The organism is Allosphingosinicella sp., assembly GCF_036402135.1.
Taxonomy (GTDB): Bacteria; Pseudomonadota; Alphaproteobacteria; order Sphingomonadales; family Sphingomonadaceae; genus Allosphingosinicella.
Genome location: NZ_DASWTN010000007.1, coordinates 15,245 through 41,286, shown reverse-complemented (window position 1 = coordinate 41,286; position 26,042 = coordinate 15,245). Strand labels below are relative to the sequence as shown.

The following is a 26,042-nucleotide window of genomic DNA, read 5'->3' as shown; positions in this document are numbered from 1 at the left end:
TGGACATTCTGGGATGATCTTCTGGGGCGCGGCTTTGGCGCTGATGACCCTGACTGGCGCGCAAGCTGACGCGCCGGAGCCGGATCGCTATGCCCAGGTGACGGTCCGCCAGCAGATCATCGTCCGCGTCCCTGCCCGTCCGCGCCCGGGCGCAGCCGCCGCCCAGCAGATCGAGTGGAAGGAAGGCAAGGGGCCGAAATGCGTCCCCGCCCGCTTCATCGCAGGGGCGACCTTACTAGGCCGCGACAGTGTCGACCTCATCTTCCGCAACAACAGCCGCGTTCGGGCGGAACTCGAAAATAGCTGCCCGGCGCTCGATTATTATCACGGCTTCTACATCAGCCCGAATGCCGATGGGATGATCTGCGCCGACCGCGACGTGATCCGGTCCCGGATGGGCGGCGAGTGCGAAATCGAGCGCTTCCGCTCCTTGAAAGCAGAGCCGCGGGACTGACCTTCCCTTGACAATCACCCCTTGCTGAGCGCAAGCGCAAGGCGACGCGGCTTACCTGTTTAAGCGCCCTTTTTCCGGACCTTCTGAATGACTTTTGCCGATCTCGGCCTCTCAGACGAATTGCTCCGCGCGGTCGGCGAGTCCGGCTATAGCGAGCCGACGCCGATCCAGCGGCAGGCGGTCCCGTCAGTCCTGATGGGCCGCGACCTGATCGGCATTGCCCAGACCGGCACCGGCAAAACTGCCGCTTTCGTCCTGCCGATGATCGACATCCTCGGCGAAGGCCGAAGCCGCGCCCGAATGCCGCGTTCACTGATCCTGGAGCCGACGCGCGAGCTTGCCGCGCAGGTGGCCGAGAACTTCGAGAAATACGGCAAGTATCACAAGCTTTCGATGGCGTTGCTGATCGGCGGCACCAATATGGCGGATCAGGTGAAGGCGCTCGAAAAGGGCGTGGACGTCCTGATTGCGACGCCGGGCCGCCTGATGGACCTGTTCGGCCGCGGCAAGATCCTTCTTACCGGCTGCAACCTGCTCGTCATCGACGAGGCGGACCGGATGCTCGACATGGGCTTCATCCCGGACATCGAGGAAATCTGCACGAAGCTGCCGACCAACCGGCAGACCCTGCTCTTTTCCGCGACCATGCCGGGGCCGATCAAGAAGCTGGCCGACAAGTTCCTTTCAAACCCGAAAACGATCGAGGTCGCGCGGCCTGCAACCGCTAATACGTCGATCGACCAGCGCATCTTCCGCGTCGATGCCCGGAAGAAGAAGGACGCGTTGGTGAAGCTCCTTCAGGCCGAGAACGTGAAGAATGCCATCATCTTTTCGAACCGGAAGACGACGGTGCGGGAGCTCGCGGCGAGCCTGAAGCGCAGCGGCTTCGCGGCCGGCCAGATCCATGGCGACATGGAGCAGCCGGAGCGGATCAGGGAACTGGACCGGTTCAAGGCCGAGGAGATCAACATCCTCGTCGCCTCCGACGTCGCCGCGCGCGGCCTCGACATCAAGGGCGTCAGCCACGTCTTCAACTACGACGTGCCGTGGCAGCCGGACGATTATATCCACCGCATCGGCCGCACGGGCCGCGCCGGCGCCACCGGGACCGCGATCACGCTTGCGACCAGCGCCGATGCCGACGCCATTGCCGCCATCGAAAAGCTGACCGGGATGAAGATCCCCGCAGTCGAAGGATCGGTAAAGGACGCGAAGGACGGGCACGAGGCGCCGTCAGAAGAGAAGCCCGCCCGCAAGCCGCGCGAGAAGAAGGCGGAGCGCGCAGAGCCGAAGCGCGAGCGTGCGGAAAAGCCTGCGCGGAAGCCGAGGGAAGAGCGTCAACCGGAAAGGGCTCAGCCCGAACCGGCGCGGGCGCCGCAGCCTGCGGAAGCGGACGAAGATGATGACGATTGGAACGGTCCGGTTCCGAGCTTCCTCGCCCAGGGTTTCGGCAGCTAGGCTTCTTTCCTGTAGCGGCGGCGGAAGTCCCCCGCGAAGGCGGCAAGCCTTCCTTCCTCGATCGCGGCCCGCAAGCCCGCCATCAGCTGCTGGTAGAAATTGATGTTGTGCTCGGTCATCAGCATCGCGCCGAGGATTTCGCCGGCGCGGATCAGATGATGGATGTAGGCGCGGCTCCAGGTCGTGCAGACCTGGCAGGCGCATGAGGGGTCGAGCGGCTCCTGATCCTCCGCAAATCGCGCATTCTTGAGGTTGATCGGCCCGTCGGCGGTGAACGCCTGGCCGGTGCGGCCGGAACGGGTCGGGAGAACGCAGTCGAACATGTCGATGCCGCGCTCGACGGCGCCGACAATGTCGTCGGGCTTGCCGACGCCCATGAGGTAGCGCGGCCGGTCGGCGGGAAGCTGGCCCGGCGCAAAGTCGAGGCAGCCGAACATCGCCTCCTGCCCCTCCCCCACCGCAAGGCCGCCGACCGCATAGCCGTCGAAGCCGATGTCGATCAGCGCGTCGGCGGAGGCCTTGCGGAGTCCCTCGTCCAGCGCCCCCTGCTGGATGCCGAACTGCGCCGCCGCTTCGGCATGCTTGCCGCCGGCGAGGAAGGCGTCGCGCGAGCGCCGGGCCCAGCGCATCGACCGCTCCATCGCCGCCGCCTGCTCGTCGCGGGTGGAGGTGGTCGGCACCAGCTCGTCGAAAGCCATGACGATGTCGGACCCGAGCAGCCGCTGGATCTCGATCGAGCGTTCCGGTGTGATCAAATGGCGGGAACCATCGAGATGCGAGGCGAAGGCCACCCCCTCCTCGGTGCGCTTGGTGAGCTCCGACAGGCTCATTACCTGATAGCCGCCGCTGTCGGTGAGGATAGGCCGACCCCAGCCCATGAATCGGTGCAACCCGCCAAGCCGCGCCACCCGCTCGGCCCCGGGCCTGAGCATCAGATGATAAGTGTTGCCGAGGATGATATCGGCGCCCGCCGCCCGAACGTCCACCGGCTTCATCGCCTTCACCGTCGCGGCCGTGCCGACGGGCATGAAGGCGGGCGTCCGTATGTCGCCGCGCTTCATCGAAATGACGCCCGTGCGGGCCGCACCGTCGGTGGCGGAGATGGTGAAGGAGAAACGGGAGCGCTCGGTCATCCGCGCTCCCCTAAACGCTAGGCGGGGAGAAGCAAACTTGCGTCGCCGTAGGAGTAGAAGCGGTAGCCGTTGCGGATGGCGTGGGCGTAAGCGGCCTGCATCACCTCGCGGCCCATTAGCGCGGAGACCAGCATGAACAGGGTCGAGCGGGGGAGGTGGAAGTTGGTGATGAGGCCGCCGACTGCGCGGAAGCCATAGCCGGGGGTGATGAAGATGTCGGTGTCGCCTTCGAACGGCTCGATCCGGCCGTCTTCTGACGCGGCGCTTTCAAGGAGGCGGAGGGAGGTGGTGCCGACGGCGATGATCCTGCCGCCTTTGGCGCGCACTTCGTTGAGGCGCTGGGCGGTGGCGTCGTCGATGCGGCCCCATTCGCTGTGCATCTTGTGCTCTTCCGTGTCCTCCGCCTTGACGGGGAGAAAGGTGCCGGCGCCGACGTGGAGGGTGAGCGTTTCGTGGCCGATGCCGGCGGCATCGAGGGCGTGCATCAGGGACGGTGTGAAGTGGAGCGCGGCGGTGGGGGCGGCGACAGCGCCTTTTTCCCGCGCGAACATGGTCTGATAGTCTTCCGCATCGCGTTCGTCCGCCTCACGCTTGCCGGCGATATAAGGCGGGAGCGGCATGCGGCCTGCACGCTCGAGAAGGAGTTCGACCGGCTCCTCACCATCGAAGCTGAGGAGGAAGCTGCCGTCCTCGGCGCGCTGCGAAGCGACGGCGGAGACCCCGTTGCCGAAATCTATGCTGTCGCCGTCGCGGAGCCGTTTCGCGTTGCGGATGAAGGCGCGCCAGTCGCGCGGTCCTTCCCGCTTGTGAAGGGTTGCGCCGATCTTCGCCTCGCCGCGCCGCCCCTCAAGCTGAGCCGGTATGACGCGGGTGTCGTTGAAGACGAGCATGTCGCCGGCCCGAAGCAGGCGCGGCAGATCGCGTACCGTGTGGTCGGAAAGCGCGGCGCCCTGCACCAGGAGCATGCGCGCGCTATCGCGCGGGCTGGCGGGCCTCAGCGCGATACGGTCGGATGGAAGGTCGAAGTCGAAAAGATCGACGCGCACGCGTCAGGGCTGCGGCTGGGGTTCCGCCGCCTTCTCGGCCTCAGCGGCAGGCTCCGCGGGAGCCTCGACCGCCGGCAGCGCTAGCGGGGCAGCAGCAGGGGCCGGAGCGGCTGCGGCTGCAGCGATCTCGGCCGCCGTTGGAGGCGGCACATTGTCAGAGCCCAACGAGGCGCGAACAATGCGCGACGGCGCGGCAGGGGGCTCGCCCTTCTCGATCGCATCGACGAAACTCATGCCGCTGATCACGCGGCCGAATGCGGTATATTTGTTGTCGAGGCTGAAGCGCGGGGCCAGCATGATGAAGAACTGGCTATTGGCGCTATTCACCTCCTGCCCCCGCGCGGCGGAAACGGCGCCGCGCACATGGGGTAGGATGTTGAATTCGGCGTTGAGGTCCGGAAGATCCGAGCCGCCGGTGCCGTCGCCCTGCGGATCCCCGCCCTGCGCCATGAACCCGTCGATGACGCGGTGAAAGGTGAGGCCGTTATAGAAGCCGCGGCGGGTGAGCGTCTTGATGCGCTCGACATGACCCGGCGCGATATCGGGGCGAAGCTGAATGCTGACGCGGCCGCCGGTCGAAAGGTCGAGGTGCCAGATATTTTCGGGCGTTGCGGGCGGAGGCGCGACTTGCGGCGTCGGCGCAGCGGTCTGCGCGGCGGCGGCGGTCGCGAAGGACAGACCCAACAGAAAAACAAACAAACGCTTCAACATTACGCCCTCACCCGATTCCGATTTTTGAGCTTCTAGCCGCTAGCGCCTGCGCTTGCGAGCCTGAACGGATCATGAGCCCTTGCGGCCGATCCTCTCGACCCGCGCCTCGACCTCAGCGGCGACGGCGGGGGACACGAACTTGTGGATGTCGCCGCCGTAGAGCGCGATCTCCTTGACGAGGCGGGAGGCGATCGGCTGCAGCGATACGTCGGCCATCAGGAAGACGGTTTCGATGCGGTCGTTCAATTGCTGGTTCATGCCCGCCATCTGATATTCATATTCGAAGTCGGCGACGGCGCGGAGGCCGCGGACGATCATCGACGCGCCCTCGCGCTCGGCGAAGTCCATCAGCAGTGAATCGAACGAGACGACACTGATGTTTGGGCCGAGTTCAGCCGTTTCGCGGCGGACCATCTCCATCCGCTCCTCGACCGTGAACATCGGGGATTTCGACGGGTTGGTGGTGACGCCGATGACGAGGCGGTCCACGAGCTTCGCGCCGCGGCGGATGATGTCCATGTGGCCGAGTGTGATCGGATCGAATGTGCCCGGATAGACGCCGGTGCGTGTCATCTCTGTCCCCCGCAATGCTGCGGCAACAGCCTTATCAATGATCGCGCTCGACGGCAAAGCGGGCGATGGCGCGGAGGAGATCGGCCTCGGCGCCGTAAGTCTGGAGGTGCTCCACCGCCTGGTCGACCAGGAGCGCCGCCTGCTGCCGGGCGCGGTCGGCGCCGAGGAGGGAGACGAAGGTTTCCTTGCCGGCCGCGCCGTCCTTGCCAACGCGCTTGCCGGTCTTCTCCTCCTCGCCTTCCGCATCGAGGAGGTCGTCGGCGATCTGGAAGGCGAGGCCGACGTCGCGGGCATAGCCCCGGAGGCTGGTACGGCCCTCGGGCGGGACACGCCCCATGATCCCAGCCGCTTCAAGGCAGAAGCCGATGAGGGCGCCGGTCTTCAGCTGCTGGAGCCGGGTGACGGAGGCGAGGTCGAGCGTCATCTCCTCGGCGACGAGGTCCATCATCTGCCCGCCCGCCATGCCAGCAAGGCCGGAGGCTCGGGCAAGCTCCATGACCAATTCGTTCCGGACGAACGGGTCCTCATGTGTCGCTTCGTCGGCCAGGATTTCGAAGGCGAGCGCGTGGAGGGAGTCGCCTGCCAGGATCGCGGTGCATTCGTCATAGGCGCGATGCACCGTCGCCTTGCCCCGGCGAAGGTCATCGTCGTCCATGCAGGGAAGATCGTCGTGGATCAGCGAATAGACATGGATGCACTCGACTGCGAGGCCGACGCGCAGCGCCCGTTCCCGATCGACATGGAAGAGACCGCAACCGGCGACGACGAGAAGCGGCCGGAGTCTCTTGCCGCCGCCAATCGCCGCATAACGCATGGCTTCGTAGAGCTTTGCGCGGGGATCGGCGGGGACGGCGAGGATGCTGCCGAACAGCCGGTCGACATCGGCGCCGATCCGCTCCAGCTCAGGCTTCAGGCTGGCGAGCGCGTCCACGCGAGGCGGCTCAGTCGCCGTCGAAGGGGGCGGTGCCGGCGGGCTGACCGTCGCGGCCGAACTGGATCTTTTCGATTTTCGCCTGAGCCGCCTGCAGCCGCGCCTCGCATTGCTGCTTCAGGCGGTCGCCCTCGGCATAGAGCTCGATGGATTCGTCGAGCGAGGTTTCGCCGCTTTCGAGCTTGCGGACGATCTCTTCGAGCCGCTTCAAAGCGGCCTCGAACGAAAGCTGCTGAATATCCTGACGCTGGTCCGACATGATCGAAGCTTTGGCGGGAGCCGCGGGAGCGGTCAAGCGCCCGCCTTCGCCTGCTCCTCGGCCTGAAGTTCCTTGCGGCTGAGCTTTCCGATCATGGTTTTGGGCAGGCTTTCGCGCACCTCGACGGCCACCACCTGCTCATGCCGGCCGAGCGATTTGTTGAGCCATTGCTTCAGCTCGTCGCCGCTCACTTCCGCACCCTCCTGCAGGGTGCAGAAGGCCTTGGGCCGCTCACCGGCATAAGGATCGGGAATGCCGATCACGAGCGCCTCCTTCACTGCGTCATGCTTGTAGAGGATTGCTTCGAGCTGGCTTGGGAAGACCTTGAAGCCGGACACGGCGATCATATCCTTCAGCCGGTCGACGATGCGGATGTAGCCGTCCTCGTCGATGAGGCCGACGTCGCCGGTGCGGAGGCGGCCGTCGATGAACACCTCCGCATCCGCTTCCGGCCGGTTCCAATAGCCTTTCATCACCTGCGGGCCAGCAATGGTCAGCTCGCCCGGCTCGCCCGGCGGCGGCGGTCTCGTCGGATCTTCCTTGTCGACCAGGATCACATTGGTCGAAGGAATGGGCTGGCCGATCGTGCCGACTTTGTTGAGCCCCTGGTAGGAATTGGTCGAAACGACGCCGGAGGTTTCGGTGAGGCCGTAGCCTTCGACCAGCTTCGCCCCGGTCCGTTCTTCGAAGCGGCGGTGCAGCTCGGCCGGCATCGGCGCGCCACCGGAAATGCAGACGCGAAGGCTGGAGAAATCGGTCTTTGCGGTGCGCGGATGGTCGAGCAACGCCTGATACATGGTCGGGACACCGGGCAACGAAGTGGTCTTAGCCCGCTCGATCGCCGCCAGCGTCTGCGCCGCATCGAAGCGCGGCAGCATCACGATCTCGCCGCCGCGATGGACGGTGCGATTGAGGACGCAGGTGTTGGCGAAGACATGAAACATGGGGAGCACGCCCATGATCCGGTCCGGCGCGTCCGGCTCCGGATCGAGCAGATCCACCTGCCGTGCATTGGCGCTGAGGTTCTGGTGGGTGAGCATAGCGCCTTTCGGCACTCCGGTCGTGCCGCCGGTATATTGGATGAGCGCCACGTCCTGTTCGGGATCGATGGCGATCGCGGTGCAGCGGCCGTCATTGGCGATAAGCTGAGAAAAGGCGCTGACCCGCGGATCGATCGGCCGGGGTGCAATCTCCTTCGACTTTGCCCAGCGGTAGAGAAAAGACTTGGCCGGCGGCAGCGCGCCCGCGACTGAGCCGACCACCAGCCGCTCAAGGCTCGAATGCTCCAGCACTTCCAGCGCGGTTGGGAGTAGCGCTTTGGCGGAAAGCGTAAAGAGGATGCGGGTGCCGCTGTCCTCTACCTGCGCTTCCAATTCCTCGGCTGTGTAAAGAGGCGAGAAGTTGACGACGGTCGCGCCGACCTTCAGCGCCCCATAATAGGCCGCCACATAATGCGGTACATTGGGGAGGAAGAGGCCGACCCGGTCGCCCTTTTTCACACCCATCGCCGCGAGCCCGCAGGCGACGCGGTTCACGCCGTGCAGCGTTTCCGCATAGCTGTATTTCCGCCCCATGAAGTCGATCAGCCAGGCGTTGGGCACGCGTCGCGCGGTCGCCTCGAACATGGCTGGAAGACTGAGCGGCGGAAAATCTTGATCCCAGGAGATCGGATGCTGGTAAGCGGAGCGCCACACGGCGGCGGGGTCAAGCATTACGTTTACGTAAACAGCGGAAGCTGCCGCCGCAAGCTTAGGCTGCGCAGTACCAACTAACCCCTTCCCGCACCTCGCGTACCGCCCTTCCCTCCACCTCGAGGTGCCGGAGATGGGCCATGGCTTCGCCGGTGGCGAGGCCGAAGCTGTTATCCTCGATCTTGCGTCCGAAGAGAACGGAGAAGCAGTCGACCGCGCGGTGCGGCTCGGCCAAAGTTTCGTGCAGCGCGTCGAGCCGGCCGCGATGCCCCTCCGCAAGCGCATCGAGCCGCGCATGAAGGCCCGTGAACGGCTCACCATGCGACGGGAGCACCAGCAAGCTGTCCGGGAGCGTCCGGAGCTTGGCGATGGAAACGAGCCAGTCGCCTAGCGGGTCAGCCTCGGGTTCACTGAGGTTCAGCGACACGTTGGAGGTGATGCGCGGCAGCACCTGGTCGCCCGCGATCATGATCCCTCCCGCCTCGTCGATAAGGCAGGCATGTTCGGGACAATGACCGTTGCCGATGACGACGCGCCAGTCGCGCGCGCCAATGCGGATCGTGTCCCCCTCCTGCATCCGAACGAAGCTGACCGGCACTGGGGTCACCACGGATGCGAAGCGGCCCCAGCCCTTGGCTGCTTCCGCCGCAATCCTTTCCTCATCCCAGCCGGCGGCGCGCCAGTAGGTGAAGGCTTCCTTCGGCGGCGCATCGCGGACGTCCGCGGTCAGCATGCGCGCGAAGAGCCATTCCTCGCGGGTCATCCACAGCGGGACGCCGAACCGCTCGGTCAGCCAACCGGCGAGGCCGATATGGTCGGGGTGGAAGTGGGTGCAGATTATGCGGGTGATCCGCATGCCCGCGAGCGGTCCGGCGAGCAAGGCATCCCAGGCCTCGCGACATGGCGGGATGTCGAGGCCGGTATCGACGAGGGCGACGCCTTCGTCGTCGTCCAAGACCCAGATGTTGATATGCTTCAGCGACCCGGGCACCGGCAGCCGCGCCCAACCCACGCCGTCGGCAATGGCGATCAGCTCGCCCTCCCCCGGTCCTCTCCGACCGAGCGGGTAAGTCAGCCCCCTGTGGCTGTAGGTCTCGCCGCCGTGATCGGCGAGCGAAGCGTCGGGCGCCGGCCCTTCGATCCTGCCTTCGGCAGGGGGCTCAGCTTTTGAAGATATCGTCAAAGTTCCGATCGTTGGCGGGCGCTTCGCCGTTCATCGCGGCCTGCTCTGCGGCAAGAGCGGCGTCGGCGTCGCGCGCCTGCGCCTCGCGCTCGCGACGAAGCTCCTCGATCAGCGCCTCGCGGTCGCCGGCAAGGCGCGTGTCCTGCTGCGCCTCGATACCCGCCGCCTTGGCCGCCTTTGCGACGACGGAGTCGAGTTCGCGCTGCGAGCAGAGGCCGAGCGTCACCGGATCCTTCGGCTGGATGTTGGCGATGTTCCAGTGCGTCCGGTCCCGGATCGCGGCGATGGTGGTGCGCGTGGTGCCGATCAGCTTCGAGATCTGGCCGTCCGAGACTTCCGGATGGTTGCGGATGATCCAAGCGATGCCGTCCGGCTTGTCCTGACGCTTCGAAACGGGCGTGTAGCGGGGCCCCTTGGTGCGGCGAACCTCGTCCGGCTCCTTCTGGAGCTGCAGGCGATATTCGGGATCGTTCTGGCCGCGCTCAATCTCCTCCATCGTCAGCTCGCCCGCGCGGAGCGGATCGCGGCCGGTCAGCTTGGTCGCGGCGGTATCGTCGGCGATCGCCTGCACTTCGAGGATGTGGAGGCCGCAAAATTCGGCGATCTGCTCGAAGGTGAGCGCGGTATTGTCGACCAGCCAGGAAGCGGTCGCGTGCGGCATGAGCGGCTGGGCCAAGAAATCCTCCAGAAACAATAAGGGCCGCCCCTTACCGGAGCGGCCGATGCGTTGCGGAAGGATTTAGTGCAGGCAGCCCTCAAGGGCAAGCGACTGTTTCGATCAGGCGCTCATCGGCACATAGCCGGGCTCCGCCTCCACGCGCCGAAGCCAGGCTTCGACGTGCGGGTAGTCGGAAAGGGTGAAGCCGCCGTCCTCTGCCACGTGCGTGTAGGCGTAGAGCGCCACGTCGGCGAGCGAGGGACGCGAGCCGACGAAGAAGGGGCGCGCCGCAAGATGCTCGTCCATCAGCTTCAGGGCGGCGTTGCCCGCCGCTCTCTTGCTTTCCACCTGCCCCCGCTGCGCCTCATTCAGCCGCTCTTCGCCGACGAATGCCATCCAGAAGCGCATCGTGGCGACGTTCGGCTCGTGATTATACTGTTCGAAGAACATCCAGCGGAGCATATCAGCGCGGCCAAACCTATCCTCCGGCACCAGCTTTGAGCCGTCAGCAAGGTAGAAGCATGCAGCATTGCTTTCGGGAAGGAAGCGCTCGCCCATCTGCAGCACTGGAATGCGGCCGTTGGCGTTCACCTTCTCCAGAAACTCCGGCGTCCGCGTTTCACCGTTCATGATGTCATATTCCTGCCGCTCAAGCGGCAGGCCTAGCAAGGCGGCGGTGAGCCGGATTTTGTAGCAATTTCCCGACTGCGCATATTCGTGAAGAACGAGCTTTTCGGTCATTCTGCGTCCAGGACGATTTTTCCCACATGGTCGCTGCTTTCCATACGGCGATGTGCTTCCGCGGCCTGCCCGAGCGGGAAGACGCTGTCGATGATGGGGCGAATGCCGCCGAGCTTCGGCCAGACTTCGCGCCGAAGCTCGGCGGCAATGGCTGATTTGAATTCGGTTGAGCGTGCGCGGAGGGTGGAGCCGGTAAGGGTGAGGCGGCGGGCCATCACCTGCCAAATGGGGATTTCAGCCTTGGCGCCGCGCTGGACGGCGATGGAGACGTGTCGCCCCTCCTCGGCAAGACATTGAAGGTTACGAGGGACGTAATCGCCGCCGATCATGTCGAGAACGATGGCGACGCCCGCGCCTCCGGTTAGCCGCTTCACCTCATCAACAAAGTCCTGCGACTTGTAGTTGATCGCATGCGCTGCGCCGATCTCCAGGGCGCGAGCGCATTTCCCGTCCGAGCCTACGGTGACGATCACTTCGAGGTCGAACAGCTTGCCGAGGAGGATGGCCGTCGTTCCGATGCCGCTGGTGCCGCCGTGGACCAGCACCGTGTCGCCGGGCTTCGCCTGCCCCCGCTGAAAGAGATTGGTCCAGACCGTGAAGAAGGTTTCCGGAAGCGCCGCCGCTTCGACCATGCTGAAGCCGACCGGCACAGGCAGGCACTGGCAGGCGGGCGCCGAACAATATTCCGCATAGCCGCCGCCGGAGACGAGCGCGCAGACGGGTTGGCCGATCATGTCTTCGGCACCCTCGCCTGCCGCGACCACTTCCCCCGCCACTTCCAGCCCAAGGACGGTCGGTGCGCCGGGCGGCGGGGGATAAAGCCCGAGCCGCTGCATCACATCCGGGCGGTTCACGCCCGCGGCGGCGACCTTAATCAGCACGTCGCCCGGGCCAGGCTCCGGCACCGGCCGCTCGACCGGCACCAGCACCTCCGGCTCGCCCGGTTCTTCCGGATCGATCGCGATCATCCGCTGGGCCGCGTGCATCTAAAGCCGTTTTCCACAGTTATTGGAGGAGCGGTTTATTGACTTGGGAGGCCTCAGGGTCAACGTTTCCACGATGAATCTGGACGAACTCTTTCCAGCCAAGCCGGACGATCCGCTGACCCAGCTCGTCAAGCAGGATCTCGACCCCTTGTCGATCGAGGAGCTCGATGCGCGGATTGCCATCCTGGAAGGCGAAATCCAGCGGGTGAAAGCCAAGCGGAATGCCTCGGTTAATTTCCGCGCAACCGCCGATCAGTTATTCAAGAAATGACGGAGTCTGAGGACAAGCTCATGTTTTCCCCAGATATTTTTTCCGCCTGCTTGATGAAGGAACGACGACCACCGACATTGAGCTAAACGCCCGCGACTCCTCGCGGGCATGTAGGAGTAGACGAATGCCGTCATTTGCCCGCGAACTGGAACAGACGCTCCACACCGCCCTGGCGGAAGCGAGCGGCCGCCGGCACGAATATGCAACGCTCGAGCATCTTCTGCTCGCGCTGGTCGAAGACGCCCATGCTTCAAAGGTGATGCAGGCCTGCGGCGTCGACCTTGGTGAGCTGAAGGAGGCAGTGCGCCTCTATCTCGATAGCGAACTCGAGGCGCTGAAGGTGGAAGGATCGACCGACCCCTCCCCCACCAGCGGTTTCCAGCGCGTCGTCCAGCGCGCCATCCTTCACGTCCAGTCCTCGGGCCGCGACGAAGTGACGGGCGCCAACGTGCTCGTCGCGCTCTTCTCGGAACGGGAAAGCTATGCGGTCTACTTCCTGCAGCAGCAGGATATGAGCCGCCTCGATGCGGTGAGCTATATCAGCCACGGCGTCGGCAAGGGCGAGACTTCGACCGAAACGCCGGAAGTGAAGGGCGTCGAGGAAACGAAGGGCGGCGAGGACGGCAAGAAGAAGTCCGAGTCTGCGCTGAAGCAGTTCACCGTCAACCTCAACGAAAAGGCGCAGGACGGCCGCGTCGATCCGCTGATCGGCCGCGGCCCGGAAGTCGACCGGACGGTGCAGATCCTCTGCCGCCGTTCGAAGAACAACCCGCTTTATGTGGGCGATCCGGGCGTCGGCAAGACGGCCATCGCCGAAGGTCTCGCGCGGAAAATCATCGAAGGCGATGTGCCCGAGGTGCTGAAGCCTGCCGTCATCTATTCGCTCGACATGGGCGCGCTACTCGCGGGCACCCGCTATCGGGGCGACTTCGAAGAGCGCCTGAAAGCGGTGGTGACGGAGCTTGAAAAGCTTCCGCACGCGATCCTCTTCATTGACGAGATCCACACCGTGATCGGCGCTGGCGCGACCAGCGGCGGCGCAATGGATGCGTCGAACCTCCTGAAGCCTGCGCTCTCAGGCGGCACCATCCGCTGCATCGGCTCGACGACCTACAAGGAGTTCCGGAACCACTTCGAGAAGGACCGGGCGCTTCTCCGCCGCTTCCAGAAGATCGATGTCAACGAACCGACGGTCGACGATACGGTGAAGATCCTGACCGGCCTCCGCACGGCATTCGAGGAGCATCACAAGGTCAAGTATACGCCGGACGCGATCAAGTCGGCGGTCGAGCTTTCGGCGCGCTACATCAATGATCGCAAGCTTCCCGACAAGGCGATCGACGTGATCGACGAGGTTGGCGCGATGCAGATGCTCGTCCCGCCCAACAAGCGGAAGAAGACGATTACGACCAAGGATATCGAAGCGGTGATCTCGACCATCGCCCGCATCCCGCCGAAGAGCGTGTCGTCCGACGACAAGAAGGCGCTCGAGCAGCTCGACCGCGATCTGAAGCGGGTCGTGTTCGGCCAGGACAAGGCGATCGAGGTTCTTTCCTCGGCGATCAAGCTGTCGCGGGCCGGTCTTCGCGATCCGGACAAGCCAATCGGCAACTACCTCTTCTCCGGCCCCACCGGCGTCGGGAAGACGGAGGTTGCGCGTCAGCTTGCCTCGATCATGGGCATTCCGCTCCAGCGTTTCGACATGTCGGAATATATGGAACGGCATTCGGTGAGCCGCCTTATCGGCGCGCCTCCTGGCTATGTCGGCTACGATCAGGGCGGCCTTTTGACCGATGCCGTCGATCAGCATCCGCACAGCGTGCTTCTGCTCGACGAGATCGAAAAGGCGCACCCGGACCTGTTCAACATCCTCCTGCAGGTGATGGACAACGGAAAGCTCACCGATCACCACGGCAAGACGGTCGATTTCCGGAACGTCATCCTGATCATGACGACCAATGCGGGCGCCAGCGACATGGCGCGCGAGGCGGTCGGCTTCGGCGCCATGACCCGCGAGGGCGAGGACGAAGAAGCGATCAAGCGGATGTTCACGCCGGAATTCCGCAACCGCCTCGATGCGATCGTTCCGTTCGGTTACCTGCCGCCGGAAGTCGTCGCCCGGGTGGTGGACAAGTTCATCCTTCAGCTGGAGCTACAGCTGGCGGACCGGAACGTCCACATCAGCCTCGACGAGGAATCGAAGAAGTGGCTGACCGAGCGCGGATACGACAAGCTCTACGGCGCGCGTCCGATGGGCCGTTTGGTTCAAGAGAAGATCAAGCAGCCGCTCGCCGAGGAGCTGCTGTTCGGCAAGCTGACCAATGGCGGCGAGGTGAAGGTTCGGATCAAGGACAATGTCCCGACGTTCGAGATCATCTCCGCACCGCCCAAGGCGAAGAAGAAGGGCAAGAAGCCCGAGCCGCAAGGCGAACAGGACCAGCCCGAAGAACAAGCCTGATCCGGAAGGCCGCCTCCCAGCGAGGCGCCTTCTTCTTTTCCCCAAACCGACTCCCGTCGCCTCGCCTGCCGCGCTACTGATACGCGTCGATAGGGAGGATGTTATGTCTGGTAATTGGCAAGGCAGAAGACTTGGTGCGGCACTGATCCTGGCGTTGGCGACCATCGGATGTGCGACGACGCCAGCGCCTACCTCGAATGCGATGGCCGAAGCGGAAGTCCGCGCCGCCCTTGATGGGCTGGTGGACGCATTCGAGAAGAGCGATGGGGAGAGAATAGTTTCCTATCTGTCGCGGGACCTTCACCTCATCCATCCGACCCGCGGCGAGGTCGATTATGAACTCTTCTCGACGATACGGAACAGGAAGCCTCCAGCCGACACGCGGGACATCAATATCGAACTCGATCATCTATACGTGAGCGGCGATCTCGCGGTGACGGGCATCACATGGCGCACCACCATCACCGCGCCCGACGGCAAGGTCACGCTCCGAGGCGAGCGTGATCAGGAGGTCTGGCGTCGGGAAGCCGACGGGAAATGGCGCCTGTTCCGCGGCGCCTCCTTTCCGCTCGATATAAGCGCCGCCAAATAAAAGTGAGGGAGAGCGAAATGGCCGATACCATCACCTTCTACACCAACCCCATGTCCCGGGCACGGATCGTGCGCTGGATGTTGGAGGAGATTGGCGAGCCTTACGAGACGGTCGTGCTGGATTACGGCACCACTATGAAGGCGCCTGAATATCTCGCCGTCAATCCAATGGGGAAGGTGCCCGCCATCAAGTACGGCGAAACGGTGGTGACGGAGGGTGCGGCGATTTGCGCATACCTCGCGGATATGTTCCCGGACCGGGGTCTTGCCCCCGCTCCCGGCAACCCGATGCGCGGCCCCTATTATCGGTGGCTGTTCTTTGCCGCTGGCCCAGTCGAGGCGGCGGTCACGGCGAAGGCGCTCGGGCTCCTCGCTCCCGAGGACAAGAAGGCAATGGCCGGGTATGGGACCTATGAGGACACGATGAACGCCCTTGAGCGGGCAGTGTCGGGAAGCCCCTATATCTGCGGCGAGCAGTTCACCGCCGCCGACGTCTATGTCGGCTCGCAAATCGGCTGGGGGACGATGTTCGGCACCATCGAGAAGCGGCCGACTTTCCTCGAATATCTCGGCCGCATCCAGTCCCGTCCCGCAGCGAGGCGCGCCAACGAGCTCGACGACGCGTTGATGCCGAAGCAGGAGCCGCAGGGATGAACAAGGACCTCCGCCAGGCGGCCATCGACCTTTACGATCGCTACACCCACGAAGGGATGGACCGGCGCCTCTTCATGGCGGAGCTGACGAAGATTGCGGGCGGCGCGGCCGCGGCCAATGCGCTTCTTGTCGGAATTGCGGCCAACCCTGCCGCGGCGGCGATCGTGCCGGCCGACGATCCGCGCCTCCAGACACGGACGATCCAGTGGGAGCTGATCCCCGGGCGCAGGATGAGCGGCTATGGCGCCGCGCCCGTCAATGCCAATCCAAAGTCGCCGCTAGTGATCGTTATCCACGAAAATCGCGGCCTCAACGAACATATACGGGATGTGGCGCGGCGCGTGGCGCTGGCGGGCTTCTCCGCCGTCGCGCCGGACTTCCTGACGCCGGTCGGGGGCACGCCGGCCGATGAGACCCAGGCGCGCGAGATGATCGGCAAGCTCGACCTCGCGGCTACCGTCGCCGACGGTCGCGCTTTCATCGACTGGCTGAGCTCGCCTGCAGGCGGCTCCCGGAGGGTGGGCGCAGTGGGCTTCTGCTGGGGCGGCGGCATGGTGAACCGGCTGGCGGTGGCCGCCGGCTCATCGCTCACCGCCGGCGTCTCCTTCTACGGACCAGCGCCGGATCCCACCGAAGCGGCAAAAGTCGAGGCGGCGATGCTGATCCAGCTTGCCGAACTGGACGAGCGCGTTAACGCCACCGCCCTTCCCTGGATTGCGGCGCTGAAGGCCGCCGGCAAGAACGTGACCAGCCACATCTATCCGGGCGTCAATCACGCCTTCCACAACGACACATCTGTGGAGCGTTACAGCGCCGCGGCCGCGAAGATCGCGTGGGACAATACGATCGGCTTCTTCACCCAGAATTTGGACACGATCGTCGTCGCCGCATAAAAAAGGCCCGGCGTTTCCGCCGGGCCTCCTTATTCGTTCGATCCGAGCAGCTTATTCGCGGTTGCCCATGAACTGCAGCAGGAACGTGAACATGTTCACGAAGTCGAGATAGAGCGACAGCGCGCCCATGATGGCCGTCTTGCCCATCATGTCCGAGCCGGCGACATGGAAGTACAGGCTCTTGATGCGCTGCGTGTCATAGGCGGTAAGGCCCGCGAACAGCAGTACGCCGATGAAGCTTACCGCAAGCTGCAGAGCGCTCGACTGCAGGAACAGGTTGATCAGGGATGCGATGATCAGGCCAACCACCCCCATCAGCAGGAAGCTGCCCCAACCCGACAGATCCTTCTTGGTCGTGTAGCCCCAGAGGCTGAGGCTGGCGAACGCCGCGGCGGTCGCGAAGAAGGTCGTCGCGATCGACTGGCCGGTGAAGATCAGGAAGATCGAAGACAGCGACAGGCCCATCACAACCGCGAAAGCCCAGAAGAGCGCCTGCGCGGTTCCGGTCGAAAGCCTGTTGATGCCGAAGCTCAGCACCATCACGAAGGCCAAAGGTGCGAACATGATGACATATTTCAGCAGCCCCGGGCCCATCAGGACCTGCGCAGCCATACCGCTGTTCGCGAACAGCAATGCAACGATGCCCGTCAGCAGCACGCCCGAAGTCATGTAGTTGTAGACAGACAGCATGTAGGACCGCAGGCCAGCGTCGAAGGCGACGCTCTCCGTGCCGACCCCAGCCATGCCCGGCTGCGGCCTTGCGGTCGCTCTAGGGTCAAATCCGTTTGCCATTTCAACACGTCTCCTCAAAACCGGCAATGCCCCTGCCGTTAGCGCTAATATCGTGTGAATCGCGCGACCTTTCAAGGAAAACCCGTTCCGGGCCGCAGGGGCATTGGTTAACGGTTGAGACGTCATGCACCGCCTGTTCGTAGCGATCCGCCCGCCTCACGCCATTCGCCGGCAGCTCCTAGACCTCATGGGCGGGATCAGCGGCGCGCGCTGGCAAACCGACGAGCAGTTGCACATCACACTTCGCTTCATCGGCGAGGTGGATGGCAATTTGGCAGAGGACGTGGCGGCGGCCCTGGCTTCGCTTCATCAGGCCAGCTTCGACACCGCCCTAAGCGGCGTCGGCGCCTTTTCACGGCGCGGACAGGCGGAGGTGGTGTGGGCCGGGCTCGCGCCGCACGAGCCGCTGAAGGCGCTTCACAAGAAAATCGATCAAGCCTGCGTCCGCGTGGGTTTGGAGCCCGAACGGCGCGCCTACCATCCGCACATAACTCTGGCGCGCCTGAAGCGCGGCGCAGTCGGCCCCGTCGACGCGTTTCTGGAAAGCGCCGGCGGCATGAGCAGCTCGCCGTTTCGGGTGGACAGCTTCGGTCTCTTCGAAAGCACGCTCACCCCTGCAGGCGCGGTCTATTCGATGGTCCGTCGTTATCCGCTCGCCTGATCAGCCACCGACGGCGGCAAGCAGCCTGTCCACCATGGCCGCATAGCTGCTGCCGAATAGCCGGAGATGCACGAGCGCAGGGAATAGTTGATAGATGGAACGGCGCTCCTCCCACGCCGCTTCTAGGGGGCCATAGCTTTCCCAGAATGGCTCAGGCGGCGTGCCGAACAGGGTCAGCATAGCGAGATCGACCTCCTGATGGCCGTAATAGCAGGCCGGATCGATCAGGCCGGCGAGCCTGTTTTCCGCCACGAGTATGTTGCCGCTCCAGAGGTCGCCGTGGAGCAGAGCGGCGCGCGGGCTTTCCGGGAGAAGCGCCTCCATGCGGGCCGCAAGCCGCTCCACCCGCTCGCGCCAGGGACGGTCGAGCAGCCTTGCGGTCGTAACGAGCCGCTGCTCGCCCCAGAAATGCGGCCAATCGCCACCTTGTCGGTTATCGAGCGCTACCGAGCCGAACTGATAATCGCTGGCCCAGCCATAATTATCGTCCGTCTGCCCGTGTAGCTTGGCAATGGCCGCCCCGAGGCTGCGCCAGGCGCCAATGCTGAACACCCTGTCGTTCGGCACATGCTCCAGCAGCAGCACATGCTCATGCTCCCCCTCGATCATCGGTGCCGGAACGCCCGCGCCCGCAATGGCCCGCAGCATCGCCGCCTCTACCCCGACCGAAGGACCGCCTTTGGCAACGCTGCACCGGCCGTCGGGCCGCCGGACCAACAGAACTTCCGACAGATCGCCGCCCGCAAGCCGCTCTAGCCTTTCTTCCGGAACGCCCGTAAGGCCCGCGACCTTGCCGGCGAACGCGCTCATCCTTCGGCAGCGATCCTTCGGGCAAGCGCTCGCGCCCCTTCAGTCACATCGCGCCACGTCACGTCGAAATGCTCGGCCTCGCCATAATAAGGATCGGCAACAGCCTGACCTTCGCGACCCTCGACGTGATCCAGCAGGAGCGACAGTTTCGCTTTCCCGCGCGGCGGCTGCATCCGCTTCAGATTGGCGAGGTTCTGCTCATCGAGCGCAATGATGTGATCGAAGGCGTGGAAATCGTCCGCCCCCACCTTCCTTGCACGAAGATGAGAGATGTCGACGCCGTTCTTCTCGGCGACTGCAACCGCACGCGGATCGGGGGGGTAGCCGAGATGCCAGTCTCCGGTGCCGGCACTGTCGATCTCGACATTGAGCCCGATCCGCTCCGCCTCTCCTCGGAACGCGGCCTCGGCCAAAGGCGAACGGCAAATATTGCCGAGACAGACGAACAGTATCGACTTCGCCATTTAGCCAACCTCAATCCGGAACATTCGCTCTGCTACGGATGCCTCTACCAGAGCGCAACGCGAAGACTCTCTAAACCAGTGTCGCTCGCGCGACCCATTGGCGAAGGCCCACGCCTGACCGGGCAAGCTATCGCGGCTGAAGCACGCCACAAGCGATACGCGCTCCGCTGTTTCCAGAAGGATCGGTGCGGTAATCGTCGGAAGTCGCGTGGATCACGACCGACGCCCCGTCACCGTCGAGAAGCGCGACCAAACTTGCCTGAGCCGGGATGGTATATTCCATAGACCCGCGCCCATCCGCACCAATCAGCAAATTGGGGAGGTCGCCAAGATGCATCCCGGCGGGATTATCCTTGCCGTGCTGGCGCCCGGCCGGGTTCCAGTGGGGGCCGGCGCTCGTGAAATCCGGGCCGGCGCAAACGCCCATCTGATGGATATGGATGCCGCGCGCGCCCGGCGGAAGGCTGCTGGCGTCTACAGCGAGACGCAGCCGATCGCCAACCTGAGTCACGGTAGCGGTGCCGACGCTTGCGCCCGTCGCACTGCGAAGGTCGGCGCCAGCGCTCGTGAACTGCGGGTAATCCGCTGGCGGGGGGACCAATCCTAAATCCGCACAGCCGCCAAGTGCGACGAGCGCAGAGGCGATAGCAACCAGCTTCTTCATTTTCGCGTCTCCTCCTCGCCCAACGAGCCGGAGCCGCAACGGTTTCAGGCCGCCACTTCGTTCTGACCCGGTTTGCCGATGCCGTACCAGCGGAAGCCTGCTTCCGCCGCATCTTGGGGCGGATAGACGTTGCGAAGGTCGACGAGAACGGGCTGACGCATCGTCTTCCGAAGCTCGTCGAGATTGAGCGCGCGAAGGACATCCCATTCGGTGACAATCACCACGGCGTCGGCTTCCTTGGCAGCTTCATAAGGCGTGGCACAGAATTCGACGTTCGGCATGAGCGGCCGAGCCTGCTCGACGCCCTCCGGGTCATAGCCGCGCACCTTCGCTCCGGCATCTTCGAGCGCCTGGACGATGCTGATCGACGGAGCGTCGCGCATGTCATCAGTGTTCGGCTTGAAGGTCAGCCCGAGCAATCCGACGGTCTTGCCGCGCGCATCCCCTCCTAATGCTTGGATGACCTTGCGTCCCATTGCGCGCTTCCGCGTATCGTTGACGCTCACGACCGCCTCAACGATGCGAAGCGGCGCCTGATAATCCTCGGACGTCTTCAGCAGGGCGAGCGTGTCCTTGGGGAAGCACGACCCGCCATAGCCCGGCCCCGCATGCAGAAATTTGGGGCCGATACGATTATCGAGCCCAATCCCACGGCTCACATCCTGCACGTCCGCGCCCACCACCTCGCAGAGGTCCGCAATCTCGTTGATGAAGGTGATCTTCGTCGCTAGGAAGGCGTTAGCCGCATATTTAATGAGCTCAGCCGTGCGCCTGCTGGTGAAGAGTAATGGCGCCTTGTTGAGGTAGAGAGGCCGGTAAACTTCCCGCATGATCTCGGCCGCTTCGGCGTCTTCAGTTCCGACCACAATCCGATCGGGCCGCTTGAAATCCTCAATGGCCGCACCCTCGCGCAGGAATTCGGGATTGGAGACGACCCAGGCCTTGGCATCAGGCGATGTCTTGCGGATAATCCGTTCCACCTCGTCCCCGGTTCCGACCGGCACCGTGGATTTCGTGACAACGACAGCAGGACGCTTCAATGCGGCGGCAATCTCCTCTGTCGCGCCATAGACGTAGCTCAGATCCGCGTGACCGTCGCCGCGCCGCGAAGGCGTTCCGACTGCAATGAAGATCGCCTCGGCCTCCGCCACGGCGGAAGGAAGATCGGTGGTGAACTCCAACCGACCATCCCTGACATTACGACCTACTAGCTGGTCGAGCCCAGGCTCGAAGATCGGCATCACTCCGCGGTGCAGCGCCTCGATCTTCGCTTCATCCTGGTCGACGCAAACGACGTGATGACCGAAATCGGAGAAGCAGGCGCCAGAGACAAGACCGACATAACCGGTCCCAATAACCGCGATGCGCATCGAAAATCCTTGTGACTAGCGGAAGGTGTGCGCCGCGTAGCAAAGCGGGCAGCGGTTTTCAGCACCTAATTCGGGTTGGCTCTATCAATCAGGAAAAACTCGAACCTTATAAAAGAAAAGAGCCGGCCCAATCGGACCGGCTCCCTCTTTTCTGCGGTTCCCGTCGCCGAAGCAGCGGGAGCCCACCTTACATGCCCGAACCCGGACCGAAGGTGATTTCCACGCGCCGGTTCTGCGGCTCACGGACACCGTCTGCAGTCTCGACGAGCGGACGGCTTTCGCCGAACGCTTCGGTCGCCATCGCGCCATTCGGCACGCCGCGGCCGGCGAGGTAGCTGCGGACAGCGTCGGCACGACGCTGCGACAGACCAACGTTGTAGTCCGCCGAACCCGAACGGTCCGCGTGGCCGGCGAGCACGACCTGCGCCTGACCGGTCTGCTGGTAAGCAGCGGCGGCGTTGTCGAGGATCGCAGCAGCCTGCGGCGTGATGTCCGACCGATCCCAGTCGAAGAACACGATGAACGGCCCAACCGGGGTGACCACCGGCGGAGGCGGCGGAGGCGGCGGGGGAGGCGGCGGAGGCGGCGGAGGCGGAGGCGGAGGCGGCGGAGGCGGAGCCGCACCGAAGTTGAACACCAGACCGCCGAGGATGCTGTGCGACCGGAAGCGGGTGCTGGTGTCACCACCACCCAACAACTCCGCATTCGACATCTCCACGTCGGTCATGTTGAAGAAACGATACTTTAACTGGGCATCGATGTTCGGACTCAGCGCCTGACGAACACCCGCAATTACTTGCCATGCAAGACCCGAGTCACGATCATCGAGGACACCTGGCTGATTAGCGAAGGCCCCTACGACCTGCTTAATACGCGCATAGCCGATGCCGCCTCCGATAAACCCGGAAACCCCTGCGTCTTCGAAATCATCGTCACCGAAATCCAGCATGCCGTTAAGCATCAAGCTTTGCACACGAGCAAAGCCAACACCGGTATCTACCGAACCAGGCGATCCGGCAACAGTACGATAACCAGGTACGAAAAGACCGGTCTGCTGAAAGCCTTCGACCTCGGCCTTCTTCTGCGACGCCTCAATCTCCACTCGGAAGGAACCGAGATCGTAGCCGGCGAACAGCGCGCCGTCATAACCATAGTCATGGTTGACGGTGAGCGCATCATCGTTTGCGCCAATATCGACATCCATATCTTCGACGATCATCGCGCCGAACTCGGCACCCACATACCAGGCGCCGTCGCGCGCAAGTGCCGGGGTGGCGAGGACGGTGGATGAAAGCGCCATTGCGATGGCAAGCTTCCGCATAAAATCTTCCCCTTTCTTACAGCGTCCCTTTTGGAACGACGTGAACTCATTAAGGTAAGCGAAGTTTAGGTGCAAGCACGTAAGCCCCGCTTTTGTTGCCTAAGTGCATCACTTCATGACTATCACGAAACGATGCCATCGGCAGACGAGCCCTGAAACGACGGCCTTACTATTCAGTTTCACCCGAACCGCAAAAAAGCCTAACCAATCAGACCGTGTGACATTAAAGCCGCAGTAATCTCGCCGATGGCGGCACGTGCTTCCTGGTCGATTATCGTTCCTCCAGAAGGGCTTGGCACCGGCGGCTGCCGCTGACCGACGACTTGCTGGCCCGCAACGTAAAATGCCGTTGCGGGCAAACCGCCGTTTATCCAAGCTGCTCCATCGAAATGCATCCAGACGCCCAGTTCCTTGTTCCAAACCAACATGCCGGGCTGCGGGTCAAGAAAGCGCCAGCCGCCGCCGGTCCATACCGCCAGCGACTTTCCGTGCCCGCTCCATGCGCCGGTGGCCGGATCCGCGACAACCCAGCACTGCCCCTCATCGGGAGCTGGAGGGGGGTCGGTCGCGGGAGGGCCCTCGCTCGCCGCATGCGAAATCGCGTCAATGCGCACCAGCGCTTCGTTATGACTCAATTCCTTCTGCGCCTGTCCAGGCAAAATGAAGGGGAGCGTAAAACGCGCGGTCGCCTCACTCATCAATGCTGCTCCTATGGAAGAGAAATATGCGTCCATCGGGAGGACGCCGCCCTTCCGAGCTGGCGGGCGCTAATCTGCAGCGCACCCTCATTCCCGTCGGTATCTTGATCAGCGGCTCCGTAGAGGAATCCGGGCTCCCCGACCGTCTCCGTCCGAGCCGCACCCGCGCCGCGTATCTCGACAAGGTAGGCTTCGCGCTCTTCGCCCAACGGCGTGTCGCTGCCGCTGGCCCAGTTCCAGCCGCCACGGCTCCGACGTATCCAGCTGATCGCCACATCGCCATTTGCCAGCCGCAGAGCCTGAAGATGCACAGGTGCAGGCGGGCGCACAGTCTCGCCGGTAACGAACCGCCTCGCCTCCACCGGCACGGCGTCCCCCACCCCGCTCGCCGACAGCAGCAGGTCAGCTCCGAGGAACCCCGCAGGTGGTTCCACTATCGCGGCGCAGTCCACCTCGATCAGCACGAAATCATCACCAAAACCGTGGCCAGCCGAAGCCCACTCCGTCCCCCGCCGACCGCGTAGAAGCCTCGACAGGCGGAACCGCCTCTCGCCCAAAGCCTCCGCCATGCCAAACTGGACAAGCTCTTCGCCAATCGCGGCGAGGTTCGCGCCAGCGCTCAGCGCCGCATCGCTCCTGCTCTCGAGCCACATGCCCTCGTTCAGCAGTTCGATCTCGACGCTGCTGCGCAAGTCCGTCAGCGCCGAGCCAGCCTTGCCCAGCACCGTCACCGCCCGCCCGATCACCGCGGGAGCGCCAGTTCCGCCGACGGCGGTCCAACTCACGCCGCCATCGAAGCTCGCCGTCAGTTCCGCCCGCCGCCACCCTTCCTCAGCACCCGCGGCGAAGGCGTATAGCCGAACCCGGTCCGTAGGCTCCCCGTAAAGCGGGAGGTCGAGCAGGCGGAGCGTAGTAGCGCCGATCCTTACATCCCTGGGCGCGGATGCCCGTCCGCTGTCCGCTTCCACCACGGCCAATGATCCCGCGGCGAGTCTTGCGAGGTCTAGCGACACCAACCCGCCCGCTCCGATCGTCTTTCGCGAGACCCGCCAGGTCCCCGCCTGCCCCGGCAGCCGAAGTAACTGACCCGGCTGCAGCCCCGCACGCCTTGGCGGCAGGAATATTTTGCCACTGGTGCGGGATGCGAGCAGCGCCGCTAGCCGCGCTTCGGCGATCGCCTTGGCCTCGGAGGGTGTCAACACCGCGGCCAGGGCATTCTGTTCGACAACCGCCCCCTCGCCCCTCCCCGCGCGCTGAAGGCCGGTCTGATAATCCCGCTCCGCATCATGATAGGCAACGCTCACCTCTCCGGCGACGCTTGCGCTCGCGCGCCGATCCATTTCGGTGCGCCCGCCACTCCCCCTCGCCGCCGCGCCTTCTTCACCTGCAGCGATGTCTAGCGGCGCAGCCACCGCCCGCGTCAGCCGCAACCGACCGGCCTCTTCCAGCAGCGGCAGGCCCATCAGTTCGCTGAACGGCTCGATCGCCGCCCGGACGCTGTTTCCGCCTGCCGCAAACCCGGTCACCGTGGGCGTCTCGCCCCCAGCTACAACTCCGCCGCTCAGCTCCTCCGCAATCGCGCCGATCGCGACGGGCCCCTCCTCCACCACCACCTCGAAGGTAAGCGACGGAATGCGGTTGCCGTAATCGGCAAGCTCGAAATCCTCGAACATGGCGTAAGCGATGCCGCGAAAGGCGGGCGCGTTACCGATCCCTTCCGCCGACGCGATCAGCGGGTCCGCCGCCTGATCCTCGTCTCCGAAGTACACCCGATACTTCGTCCGGCTCTTGAAGTCGCCCGCTGCGCCCCGGAGCAACTTTCCGTCCGCCCAGATCCGCCGCACCGCCCGTACCGGCCGCGCCGAAAGCGCCACCGCAAAGGATGCCGAATAGCTGTAATTCGTCGTCTTCGGCTGGCCCTTGCCGCCGCCGCTCGTGCTCCTCCGCTCCTGCAGGTCGGTGGCCCAGATCACCGTCCCCGCCACCCGCATTCGCCCGAATATCTTCGGTATCGCGGTGCTGTAGGAGGATGTCTGGACGGCAAGCTCGCCTAGCCTCGGCCCCTGCCGCCGCTTCGGTGCAAAGAGCGCCACATCCGCCTGCTGGCCGATCAAGGCGCCGATCGCGCCGCCTATGGGTCCTCCGACGGCCGTACCGACAGCCGTCAGGATCAGGGTCGCCATCTCAGCTTTTCCGCCAGATGCCGAGCAGAGGCCATTCCGGCGCCCCAGGCGTCTCTACAACCTTGCCGAGCCCCGCATGGGCATGGACGAACCCGCCCTCCGTTGCGACCGCCAGATGCAGCTGCCCAGGCCCGGCCTTAAGCACCAGCACGTCGCCCGGCCGCACCACATCGATCCGCGTCAGCCGCGCAGTCCGAAGCGCCGCCTCCAGCTCGTCCAGACTGCCGCCCCGCAATGCATAATCCGACCGCACGCACCGCACCCGGAGCGCCGCCGCCACCAGCCCGACGCAATCGAGTCCCGTCTCCCGCCCCCGACCCTGCGGCCGAAAGCGCACGCCCACCAGCCGCCGCGCCCGCGCGGCGACGGCATCGCCTCTCTTCGTCAT

28 protein-coding genes are annotated in these 26,042 nt (G+C 64.4%); 8 read left to right on the top strand and 20 right to left on the bottom strand.

Annotation, left to right across the window (positions count from 1 at the left end; translation table 11 throughout):
* Window positions 1-13: 13 nt before the first annotated feature.
* The gene (locus tag VGD10_RS02125) at window positions 14-454 is read left to right on the top strand and encodes a hypothetical protein (protein ID WP_331039143.1); all 441 of its coding nucleotides are present in this window, start codon (window positions 14-16) and stop codon (window positions 452-454) included.
* An 87-nt stretch (window positions 455-541) separates the two neighbouring features.
* Window positions 542-1,912, top strand: coding sequence for a DEAD/DEAH box helicase (locus tag VGD10_RS02120; RefSeq protein ID WP_331039142.1), 1,371 nt, complete (start codon window positions 542-544; stop codon window positions 1,910-1,912).
* Here VGD10_RS02120 and tgt read toward each other — a convergent pair.
* The 11 genes from tgt to VGD10_RS02065 form a co-directional block, all read right to left on the bottom strand.
* Window positions 1,909-3,045, bottom strand: coding sequence for a tRNA guanosine(34) transglycosylase Tgt (gene tgt / locus VGD10_RS02115; protein ID WP_331039141.1), 1,137 nt, complete (start codon window positions 3,043-3,045; stop codon window positions 1,909-1,911). The genes VGD10_RS02120 and tgt overlap by 4 nt on opposite strands.
* 17 nt (window positions 3,046-3,062) lie before the next feature.
* Window positions 3,063-4,091: a tRNA preQ1(34) S-adenosylmethionine ribosyltransferase-isomerase QueA gene (gene queA, locus VGD10_RS02110; protein WP_331039140.1), complete on the bottom strand. Its 1,029-nt coding sequence runs from the start codon at window positions 4,089-4,091 to the stop codon at window positions 3,063-3,065.
* Window positions 4,092-4,094: 3 nt separating this feature from the next.
* The gene (locus tag VGD10_RS02105) at window positions 4,095-4,802 is read right to left on the bottom strand and encodes a peptidylprolyl isomerase (protein ID WP_414639490.1); all 708 of its coding nucleotides are present in this window, start codon (window positions 4,800-4,802) and stop codon (window positions 4,095-4,097) included.
* A 69-nt stretch (window positions 4,803-4,871) separates the two neighbouring features.
* Window positions 4,872-5,375, bottom strand: coding sequence for a pantetheine-phosphate adenylyltransferase (coaD, locus tag VGD10_RS02100; protein ID WP_331039139.1), 504 nt, complete (start codon window positions 5,373-5,375; stop codon window positions 4,872-4,874).
* A gap of 34 nt (window positions 5,376-5,409) precedes the next feature.
* Window positions 5,410-6,306, bottom strand: a complete 897-nt coding sequence (locus VGD10_RS02095) for a farnesyl diphosphate synthase (RefSeq protein WP_331039138.1) — start codon at window positions 6,304-6,306, stop codon at window positions 5,410-5,412.
* A 10-nt stretch (window positions 6,307-6,316) separates the two neighbouring features.
* Window positions 6,317-6,565: an exodeoxyribonuclease VII small subunit gene (locus VGD10_RS02090; RefSeq protein WP_331039233.1), complete on the bottom strand. Its 249-nt coding sequence runs from the start codon at window positions 6,563-6,565 to the stop codon at window positions 6,317-6,319.
* Between the two features lie 32 nt (window positions 6,566-6,597).
* Window positions 6,598-8,277 carry a long-chain fatty acid--CoA ligase gene (locus tag VGD10_RS02085; RefSeq protein WP_331039137.1) on the bottom strand — a complete coding sequence of 560 codons (1,680 nt, stop codon included), beginning with the start codon at window positions 8,275-8,277 and terminating at the stop codon, window positions 6,598-6,600.
* Between the two features lie 37 nt (window positions 8,278-8,314).
* A complete protein-coding gene (locus VGD10_RS02080; protein WP_331039136.1) occupies window positions 8,315-9,439 on the bottom strand; it encodes an MBL fold metallo-hydrolase in 1,125 nt (374 codons plus the stop codon).
* On the bottom strand, window positions 9,417-10,100 hold the full coding sequence (locus VGD10_RS02075) for a DUF1013 domain-containing protein (RefSeq protein WP_331039232.1): 684 nt from the start codon (window positions 10,098-10,100) through the stop codon (window positions 9,417-9,419). The genes VGD10_RS02080 and VGD10_RS02075 overlap by 23 nt, the downstream gene beginning before the upstream one ends.
* A gap of 117 nt (window positions 10,101-10,217) precedes the next feature.
* Window positions 10,218-10,838: a glutathione S-transferase family protein gene (locus tag VGD10_RS02070; protein ID WP_331039135.1), complete on the bottom strand. Its 621-nt coding sequence runs from the start codon at window positions 10,836-10,838 to the stop codon at window positions 10,218-10,220.
* Window positions 10,835-11,824 carry an NAD(P)H-quinone oxidoreductase gene (locus tag VGD10_RS02065; protein ID WP_331039134.1) on the bottom strand — a complete coding sequence of 330 codons (990 nt, stop codon included), beginning with the start codon at window positions 11,822-11,824 and terminating at the stop codon, window positions 10,835-10,837. The genes VGD10_RS02070 and VGD10_RS02065 overlap by 4 nt, the downstream gene beginning before the upstream one ends.
* Before the next feature lie 73 nt (window positions 11,825-11,897).
* Between VGD10_RS02065 and VGD10_RS02060 the strand changes: the two genes are divergently transcribed.
* The 5 genes from VGD10_RS02060 (at window position 11,898) to VGD10_RS02040 (ending at window position 16,691) form a co-directional block, all read left to right on the top strand.
* The gene (locus VGD10_RS02060; protein ID WP_331039133.1) at window positions 11,898-12,095 is read left to right on the top strand and encodes a DUF1192 domain-containing protein; all 198 of its coding nucleotides are present in this window, start codon (window positions 11,898-11,900) and stop codon (window positions 12,093-12,095) included.
* A 124-nt stretch (window positions 12,096-12,219) separates the two neighbouring features.
* The gene (clpA, locus tag VGD10_RS02055) at window positions 12,220-14,553 is read left to right on the top strand and encodes an ATP-dependent Clp protease ATP-binding subunit ClpA (protein WP_331039132.1); all 2,334 of its coding nucleotides are present in this window, start codon (window positions 12,220-12,222) and stop codon (window positions 14,551-14,553) included.
* A 103-nt stretch (window positions 14,554-14,656) separates the two neighbouring features.
* Window positions 14,657-15,145: a YybH family protein gene (locus VGD10_RS02050; RefSeq protein ID WP_331039131.1), complete on the top strand. Its 489-nt coding sequence runs from the start codon at window positions 14,657-14,659 to the stop codon at window positions 15,143-15,145.
* Window positions 15,146-15,162: 17 nt separating this feature from the next.
* Window positions 15,163-15,798: a glutathione S-transferase family protein gene (locus VGD10_RS02045; RefSeq protein ID WP_331039130.1), complete on the top strand. Its 636-nt coding sequence runs from the start codon at window positions 15,163-15,165 to the stop codon at window positions 15,796-15,798.
* Window positions 15,795-16,691: a dienelactone hydrolase family protein gene (locus tag VGD10_RS02040; protein WP_331039129.1), complete on the top strand. Its 897-nt coding sequence runs from the start codon at window positions 15,795-15,797 to the stop codon at window positions 16,689-16,691. Before VGD10_RS02045 ends, VGD10_RS02040 begins: the two co-directional genes overlap by 4 nt.
* A gap of 51 nt (window positions 16,692-16,742) precedes the next feature.
* On the opposite strand, the gene VGD10_RS02035 is transcribed toward VGD10_RS02040, so the two are convergent.
* Window positions 16,743-17,483 (bottom strand): Bax inhibitor-1/YccA family protein, encoded by a 741-nt coding sequence (locus tag VGD10_RS02035; RefSeq protein WP_331039128.1) that lies wholly within the window; start codon window positions 17,481-17,483, stop codon window positions 16,743-16,745.
* A gap of 124 nt (window positions 17,484-17,607) precedes the next feature.
* Between VGD10_RS02035 and thpR the strand changes: the two genes are divergently transcribed.
* Complete coding sequence (gene thpR / locus VGD10_RS02030) at window positions 17,608-18,144, top strand: RNA 2',3'-cyclic phosphodiesterase (protein WP_331039127.1); 537 nt, start codon at window positions 17,608-17,610, stop codon at window positions 18,142-18,144.
* Here the strand turns inward: thpR and VGD10_RS02025 are convergent, their stop codons facing one another.
* The 8 genes from VGD10_RS02025 to VGD10_RS01990 form a co-directional block, all read right to left on the bottom strand.
* Window positions 18,145-18,954, bottom strand: coding sequence for a fructosamine kinase family protein (locus VGD10_RS02025; protein WP_331039126.1), 810 nt, complete (start codon window positions 18,952-18,954; stop codon window positions 18,145-18,147).
* Window positions 18,951-19,418, bottom strand: coding sequence for a low molecular weight protein-tyrosine-phosphatase (locus VGD10_RS02020; RefSeq protein ID WP_331039125.1), 468 nt, complete (start codon window positions 19,416-19,418; stop codon window positions 18,951-18,953). Before VGD10_RS02020 ends, VGD10_RS02025 begins: the two co-directional genes overlap by 4 nt.
* A gap of 127 nt (window positions 19,419-19,545) precedes the next feature.
* Window positions 19,546-20,082 (bottom strand): superoxide dismutase family protein, encoded by a 537-nt coding sequence (locus VGD10_RS02015; RefSeq protein WP_331039124.1) that lies wholly within the window; start codon window positions 20,080-20,082, stop codon window positions 19,546-19,548.
* A gap of 44 nt (window positions 20,083-20,126) precedes the next feature.
* Window positions 20,127-21,452: a UDP-glucose/GDP-mannose dehydrogenase family protein gene (locus VGD10_RS02010; RefSeq protein WP_331039123.1), complete on the bottom strand. Its 1,326-nt coding sequence runs from the start codon at window positions 21,450-21,452 to the stop codon at window positions 20,127-20,129.
* Window positions 21,453-21,639: 187 nt separating this feature from the next.
* Window positions 21,640-22,773, bottom strand: a complete 1,134-nt coding sequence (locus VGD10_RS02005) for an OmpA family protein (RefSeq protein WP_331039122.1) — start codon at window positions 22,771-22,773, stop codon at window positions 21,640-21,642.
* 200 nt (window positions 22,774-22,973) lie between these two features.
* Window positions 22,974-23,471 (bottom strand): DUF2793 domain-containing protein, encoded by a 498-nt coding sequence (locus VGD10_RS02000; protein WP_331039121.1) that lies wholly within the window; start codon window positions 23,469-23,471, stop codon window positions 22,974-22,976.
* An 11-nt stretch (window positions 23,472-23,482) separates the two neighbouring features.
* On the bottom strand, window positions 23,483-25,654 hold the full coding sequence (locus tag VGD10_RS01995) for a phage tail protein (protein ID WP_331039120.1): 2,172 nt from the start codon (window positions 25,652-25,654) through the stop codon (window positions 23,483-23,485).
* A 1-nt stretch (window position 25,655) separates the two neighbouring features.
* Complete coding sequence (locus VGD10_RS01990) at window positions 25,656-26,042, bottom strand: peptidoglycan endopeptidase (protein ID WP_331039119.1); 387 nt, start codon at window positions 26,040-26,042, stop codon at window positions 25,656-25,658.